The organism is Faecalicatena contorta (assembly GCF_001404335.1).
Taxonomy (GTDB): domain Bacteria; phylum Bacillota; class Clostridia; order Lachnospirales; family Lachnospiraceae; genus Faecalicatena; species Faecalicatena contortus_B.
This window is the reverse complement of record NZ_CYZU01000041.1, coordinates 41,479-48,181: the sequence shown is the minus strand read 5'-3', so window position 1 is coordinate 48,181 and position 6,703 is coordinate 41,479. Positions and strand designations below refer to the sequence as shown.

The following is a 6,703-nucleotide window of genomic DNA, read 5'->3' as shown; positions in this document are numbered from 1 at the left end:
AGCCTTCTTGAGGCTTCTCTGGCGCTGATTTCATTGCGCTTCCACTGCCAATAGGTTTTCTCAAATGCTTTTGGTATCTTCAGGCTGCGTCTGCCAAAACGAACTCCCCGCGCCTTTGCTACTGCGATGCCTTCGGCCTGCCTCTGGCGGATACTTTCACGCTCGCTCTGTGCAACAAATGACAGCAGCTGCAGTACAATATCGGCAATCAATGTTCCTACCAGATCTTTTCCTTTTCTGGTATCCAGAAGCGGCATATCAATCACCACAATGTCCGCGCCTATCTCCTTCGTTATGTATCTCCACTGCTCAATAATATCCTCATAGTTTCTGCCCAGGCGGTCAATTGACTTTACATAGAGCACGTCCTCCTCTTTCAGGTTTTTCAAAAGTCTTTTATACTCGGGCCTGTCAAAGTCTTTTCCGGATATTTTTTCAACGTAAAGATTTTTTTCCGGTATCTTCAGGGATTCCATTGCAACCAACTGTCGTTCTACATTCTGGTCTTTTGAAGATACCCTAACATAACCAAAGCTTTTGTGCATTATTTTCCCTCCTTTTACGACACAACTATTATCGCATATTTATACACCGCCTCTTGCTGGTATATTTTTCCAATTATGTATTTTGACAGGTGTTAGGCGGGTTGCTTTTAGGGGAGCAGAATGCGTTCACAAAACGCGGGGCGGCTTATGCAATATCGTTTTCATAGGAAGATATTACAACGCAAAAGGAGGACAGCAAAGGCAAAAGTATAATCCGGATTATACCTGTTCCTGGTTCCAGAACGCGCAGCCTTCCGGCTTCGGCTGGAATGTCCAGGCTGCCTGTGCAGTCCTTCTTTTAATTACTCCGGCTGACTGGTGCATTGTAAATGCAAGTTAATTATTATTCGAGGTACTAGTACAGTAGTGCACTAATACTAGCATTTCTCCGCCCTCCGGTTCTCGACTGGCCTTTTTCTAATAATACACCCGTCCTTCTTCAATGATTTCTGCTCTTCCATTCTGTACTGTAACTTCAGTCACTGAACAATTCGCAGGTACTCCGTTTTCCCAGAATCTCGCAATATCCTTCTGTCCTTTTATAAGGTTCAGCATTGCTGTGAGGGCGGCTCCATGTGTAGAAATCAAAAGTGTTTTATCCTCATACTCTGTTCTGGCATACAACTCCTGAAGAAAGTCCTGGATCCTGTCTTCCAGTTGTCTGATCGATTCTCCCCCTTCAGGCACAATATAGTTCTTCGTGTCAGTAAAAAGTTTGTTAAACTCATCGCTGCCCGGCTCTTTGTTCTCGCCCCTGCAGCACATTCCCTCTGCTACGCCAAATCCCATTTCCTGGATCCGGATATCCTCATATAACGGTACATTTCTCCCTGCCAGAATTAGTTGCGCTGTTTCCTTCGCCCTGGACAAAGGACTCGTATATGCGGCGGCAAACGAAATATCCCTCAGCCCATTTGCCGTCTCTTCCGCCAGGTATCTTCCATACGCATTCAAGGAAATATCGGAATGTCCCTGAACTTTTTTTAATTTATTCCATGCTGTTTCGCCATGGCGAACAAGATATAACTTCATTATCTGCCTCCCTGATATATAATCTTATGAATAAACATATTTTACAGGATACTTTTTCGTAAATCATATTTCTCTGCTTATTTAGTATAATCATTACTTTTTCTTTCGTCAACTTTTACTTCTTGTCTTATTTACCAGATGCCTTTATAATAGTTGGTGAAATTAAATTAACTTAATACCCCAGGGGATTCTGCCGCCAATCCCTTGCATGTGGATCCACCCGCAGTACATAGGTTGTTGGCTGCCCCTGGGTATACAAAAAGGAGATTATTATGGAAAAAATTGCAAGTTTTACAATAGACCATTTAAAATTGGTTCCAGGTCTTTATGTTTCCAGAAGAGATGAGGTAAACGGAAATCCTATTACTACTTTTGATATTCGTATGACCAGCCCAAATGATGAACCAGTTATGAATACCGCTGAAGTTCATACATTGGAGCACATCGGCGCTACCTTTCTGAGGAACCATCCCGATTTTAAAGACAAAGTGCTCTATTTCGGGCCGATGGGATGCCGGACCGGATTTTATCTGCTTCTGGCAGGACAATATCAGCCGGAAGATATCGTTGGGCTTATCAGGGATATGTTCAGTTATATATCTGGATTTGAAGGAGAAGTGCCAGGCGCAGCAGCCAGGGACTGCGGCAATTATCTGGACATGAATCTTCCTATGGCGAAATATGTGGCGAAAAAATATCTGCAGAATGTGCTCATCGACATACAGGATTATCAAATGTATTATCCGGAGTAAGGAAGTAGTTGCTTGGACACCATAGTAGTGTAACATAGAGACAGCGCTTCCATCCGTTCCTATGTTACGCTACTGCGGATGTTTCATCCAGGAATGTGGACTCCTTCACTTTTTTAGAAATTTAATGGTTACGACCAATGGAAGTAGGCTGCATTTTAGTTTTGTTTCAAGTGTGTTCTTTTTTCATCTCATTATCCAGTGTAGTTCTTGACCTTGGAGTTTTGCTGTGGTATTCTGATTTTATCTTAAGTGGCTGGTGTTCATACCAATTTCAGGCCACGGGATTTCTATCTTATTCCGGTGCTTCATTTTCGAAGTGTTATCCGTAATTAGAAAAATTTATTTTAACAGAGGAGGAGTCTGCTTATGGCTAAAATGCTGAAGGATTATTTTCCGATTATTCAGACAAGAAAGGAGGTGCTCGGAGAGATTGGATGCCTGGCTTTCGTTTCTGGCATTTGATGAACCCGAACGTATAATGGATTTGATTGAGCGGTTCCCAGAATTCAGAGGTTTGTATGAGGATGTCTATGAGATGTGCCGCAATATCGAGGGAGTGATGAATATGTATTCTAAGGAACTTGCTGAACTCGACCGCAACACGGTGCAGTATATGATCGAGGAACAAGAGAAAGTAATTAAAGAACAAAAGGAGCAGCTCGATAAAAAAGATTCTCTGCTAATTAGACAGGCCGAAGAAATTGCCTCATTAAAAAAGAGGCTTGAAAGATTGTCGGAAAAGAAATGATATCCCCTGCTTATAATGTATTCCTGCCAAACAGATATGTAAAACAGTAAGTCAAATCTGAATATCACCCAACCATAACAGCCAGCAAATAAACTTTCCACAACCCCTATGTCCTGTGGTGAAGGCATCCCGTGCAATTGGATTCTGCATGCACTTACCTGCCCTCTGCGTTTATATGCTGGCTTTTTATCGTTCTTTTTGTTTCCCCTTATTTATGTTCTTCTGCCTCTACCCCCGGCATGATTTTGTATAGCGGTTATTTCTGCGAAGCACTTCCTCTCGGATATACTGATAGGTCGGCTCTTCGCCTTTCTCAGCGAGCATAACCAGCAGTTTTTCCAGCAGCGCCTCGGTTTCCTTGTGCATCAGATAGTGTCCCTTCCCCGCCATAAAGTACTCAAGGGGATCGGTCTTCTTATAAGCTTTGCCTTTGTATATTCTGCAGGCCGCGATGCGGTCCAGAAACATTTCTACTACATAACGGACCGGCATTTTCATGCCTGTCATATCTTTTTCGCCGTTTAATCCATAATCAATCCAATATTCATAATGATGTTTATTCCGGCCTTTATGATGCAGCCATGCCTTGGACAGGCCCTTTTCCTCCCGCTCCGCATTGTTTGGGCTTCTGTTTCCCTGATAGTATCTGCAGCCTACGCTGAATTCTGTCCAGCTGTATTTGGAAAGGTCATGCAAGAGCCCCTGCCAGTACAGGCCCACCCGGAAGCATTCCTTCATGACCAATAGTTTATGTCTGGTTATTGTACAAAAATGCCGTATTGCTTTCATACCGCTTTAACGTCCTTCCTGTCTTCCTGCCAGCCGGTATTTATTTTCCGATCAGAAGCAAGATGCTTCTTTCTTTTAATACCATTGTCTTCTGGTTTTCCAGAAGCTGCGGCTTTTCCAGTATTCCCTCTGCCGTGTCCATAACCCGGTACCACTTCTTTTTCTTTGGCAGGGCAGGCAGGGCAAATGTATGTTTAACCCAATGCATATTGTAGGCTATAAAACAGTCATTGTCGTTCTGCCCGCTTGCACAGTACAAGACCCCCAGCTGTCTGCTTGAGACATCTGCCGGTACCTGCCATGCATTTTCCCCGTGATAGGATACATCCGGAGTGCCGCACGAGATCTGATCCAGCCCCAGCAGCGCATCCGGCCTGTGCAGCACGGGATGATCCCTGCGGAGAGCAATCAGCGCTTTTACGTACTGGAATAAGGAATCATTATTCTTTAGTCTATTCCAATTCAGCCAGGATAGTTCATTGTCCTGGCAGTAAACATTGTTATTTCCCTTCTGGGTATTTTCAAACTCATCACCTGCAAGCAGACAGGGAGTTCCCTGGGCTGTCAACAGGAGAAAGAATGCGTTTTTTATCTGATTTCTGCGAAGCTCCATAATGGAGCGTTTTCTGCTGGGTCCCTCTGCGCCGCAGTTCCAGCTGTAATTATAGACGGGACCATCGTGATTATGTTCACCGTTAGCCTCGTTGTGCTTTTCATCATAGGATACAAGATCCGCCAGGGTGAACCCGGTGTGCGCGGTTATATAGTTGCAGCAGCCATCCTCCTTTGTGTTGCGGCGGAGCGCCCATATCACATCGTCTATCATCCCCTCGTCCCCCTTCAGGAACCGGCGCATCACATTCTGGAACCACTCTTCCTTTTTCAGAATCTTGACCCCCTTTAAAAGAGGATCAGCCATAAGCCCGTCCCATGATACATGATAGGGATTGACCACAAACCCGTCTACATGGTATTCCAGCATATAGTACTGCAGGCATTCCAGAGCGGTCTGATGCAGAATGCCCTCCTCAAAAGGCATTTCCAGGATGACCTCTATTTCTGCTTTGTGGAAGGCTTTTACCATTTCTTTTAACTCTGCGGCAGCATCTCCCGCAGCACTGTAGGCCGCCTTGGGCGCAAAATAACAGCCCCGGCCATAGCCCCAGTAATTTGTTCGTTTTCCCGCATACTCTTCAAACTCGTAGACGGGCATGCACTGTATCTGGTTGATTCCAAGTTCCTGCAGATATGGAAGCTTTTCCACCACTCCCATATAAGTCCCCTTATGCTTTACCTTTGAAGAACTGTGCATGGTAAATCCACGGATATGGAGACTGTAGGCAATAACTTCATGATAAGGGATGCAGGGTCTTCTGTCCTCATCCCATTCGAAGTTCCCCGTCAGAAAGGCGCCCCGTACTTTATGCGACTCCAGATCTTCTTTCTGACCAAAGTCACGGTGGCCGGTTATGCGCCTCACATATGGATCCAGAGTGACCTTCCCGCCGATCCGGTAATTATACTCATATTCCTGCGGGTTGAGCCCTTCCAGTGCAAGAAAGCGTACCTCTCCCATCGCAGGGTCTTCCTGCATGGGATATACTGCCTCAACGTCCGCACTGCCAGCCCGGTACAGCAGCAGCTCACATAACTTCCCCGGTGGTACGGAAACGGCAAAATTCATGCTTTCGGTTCCGATTGTCACGCCTAATGGCCGCGGGCTTCCCTGTACTTTTTTCATAATCTGAAGTCCTCTCTTCCTGCTGTCACTGCCAGCCGTCAGTTCCATACATCTCTACGTTATCCTTATTTATAAAAAATGTTTCCTCATAAATTTCTTTTTCATAATCATTGCCTTCCAGGATGGCAATCCCCGTTTCCACGGCTTTTTTACCGATATTGATGGGCGACTGTGCACCGGTTCCTGCAATGGAGGTCCCTGCTTTCGAGAGCTCACTCTTCACTCCCGGCGAGCCGTCTACGCCATATATCAGGATATCGTTTCTGCCCGCTTCTTCCACGGCCTCCAGCACTCCGAGCGCCACCTGGTCATTTCCGCACATGACAGCGTCTATCTCCGGTTTTTCTGCCAGTATGCGCTTCATTTCACTTTTGGCATTCTCTTTTTTTCCCTGGACATCCGCTCTTGCCAGCACCTCAAAACCGCCGTTGGCAATCGCCTCCTCAAAGCCTGTTATTCTCTCATTAATTGAATTCATGGACGGACACTCCAGAATGACAATCCTGCCCCCGTCCGGACGCTGCTTCATCAGGTCCTCACCGCACAGAAACCCGGCGTTTTTATTATCGGAACCAACATAAGCGTCTATCAAATCTGTATCCTTTACCTGTGTATCTATATTAATCACCGGTATATCAGCCTCTTTCAGCGCTTCCAAAGCCGGCGTGATCTTCTCCCAGTCTACCGGGCACAAAAAGACCGCATCCACACCCTGCTCAATCATTTCCTGAATCTGCTCAATCTGTACATTTACATCTGTGCCGGGATCCTTGACTGTCAGGTGATACTCCTGTTCGGACAGCGCGGTTTCAATGGACATCTTTAAGGTGTCAAAATAGGGGTTCCCCATATCAATACAGCTGTAACCAAATGTATAGCCAGTCTCCTCTTCCCCCTCGTCTTCACCTTCTTCTGTCTCTGTATCCTGTACGGCATTATCTTCAGGCGTACCCACATTCTTTTTACATCCTGCCAGCAGCAAACACGCCGTCAGGACAATGAGTAATACGCTCAGTAACTTTTTTTTCATTCAATACCCTCCTGTTCAGCAAAATTTAAGAACCTTCTTCCATTCTATCGTGTTTCTCCCCAATGT

At 45.5% G+C, this 6,703-nt stretch carries 7 protein-coding genes; 2 read left to right on the top strand and 5 right to left on the bottom strand.

What is annotated here, in order from left to right:
- Nucleotides 1-545 (bottom strand): recombinase family protein (locus ARB69_RS17985; RefSeq protein ID WP_055154583.1); only part of this gene is annotated, 545 nt, incomplete at its 3' end.
- A 417-nt stretch (nt 546-962) separates the two neighbouring features.
- Nucleotides 963-1,577, bottom strand: a complete 615-nt coding sequence (locus ARB69_RS17980; protein ID WP_050642561.1) for a histidine phosphatase family protein — start codon at nt 1,575-1,577, stop codon at nt 963-965.
- A 272-nt stretch (nt 1,578-1,849) separates the two neighbouring features.
- On the opposite strand from ARB69_RS17980, the gene ARB69_RS17975 reads away from it, so the two are divergent.
- Complete coding sequence (locus ARB69_RS17975; protein WP_050642562.1) at nt 1,850-2,329, top strand: S-ribosylhomocysteine lyase; 480 nt, start codon at nt 1,850-1,852, stop codon at nt 2,327-2,329.
- 430 nt (nt 2,330-2,759) lie between these two features.
- Nucleotides 2,760-3,077, top strand: coding sequence for a hypothetical protein (locus ARB69_RS17970; protein ID WP_050642563.1), 318 nt, complete (start codon nt 2,760-2,762; stop codon nt 3,075-3,077).
- Between the two features lie 228 nt (nt 3,078-3,305).
- Here ARB69_RS17970 and ARB69_RS17965 read toward each other — a convergent pair whose 3' ends face one another.
- The 3 genes from ARB69_RS17965 to ARB69_RS17955 are packed head-to-tail and all read right to left on the bottom strand — an operon-like array spanning nt 3,306 to nt 6,637.
- Nucleotides 3,306-3,866, bottom strand: coding sequence for a DUF5662 family protein (locus tag ARB69_RS17965; protein ID WP_050642564.1), 561 nt, complete (start codon nt 3,864-3,866; stop codon nt 3,306-3,308).
- 40 nt (nt 3,867-3,906) lie between these two features.
- Nucleotides 3,907-5,607 (bottom strand): alpha-amylase family glycosyl hydrolase, encoded by a 1,701-nt coding sequence (locus ARB69_RS17960; RefSeq protein WP_055154587.1) that lies wholly within the window; start codon nt 5,605-5,607, stop codon nt 3,907-3,909.
- A gap of 25 nt (nt 5,608-5,632) precedes the next feature.
- Nucleotides 5,633-6,637 (bottom strand): sugar ABC transporter substrate-binding protein, encoded by a 1,005-nt coding sequence (locus tag ARB69_RS17955; protein WP_050642565.1) that lies wholly within the window; start codon nt 6,635-6,637, stop codon nt 5,633-5,635.
- Nucleotides 6,638-6,703 lie beyond the last annotated feature (66 nt).

Excerpts from the sequence above, each read along its gene's own strand:
- ARB69_RS17980 (WP_050642561.1), bottom strand. The coding sequence starts at position 1,577 with ATGAAGTTATATCTTGTTCGCCATGGCGAAACAGCATGGAATAAATTA.
- ARB69_RS17975 (WP_050642562.1), top strand. The coding sequence starts at position 1,850 with ATGGAAAAAATTGCAAGTTTTACAATAGACCATTTAAAATTGGTTCCA.
- ARB69_RS17965 (WP_050642564.1), bottom strand. The coding sequence starts at position 3,866 with ATGAAAGCAATACGGCATTTTTGTACAATAACCAGACATAAACTATTG.
- ARB69_RS17960 (WP_055154587.1), bottom strand. The coding sequence starts at position 5,607 with ATGAAAAAAGTACAGGGAAGCCCGCGGCCATTAGGCGTGACAATCGGA.
- ARB69_RS17955 (WP_050642565.1), bottom strand. The coding sequence starts at position 6,637 with ATGAAAAAAAAGTTACTGAGCGTATTACTCATTGTCCTGACGGCGTGT.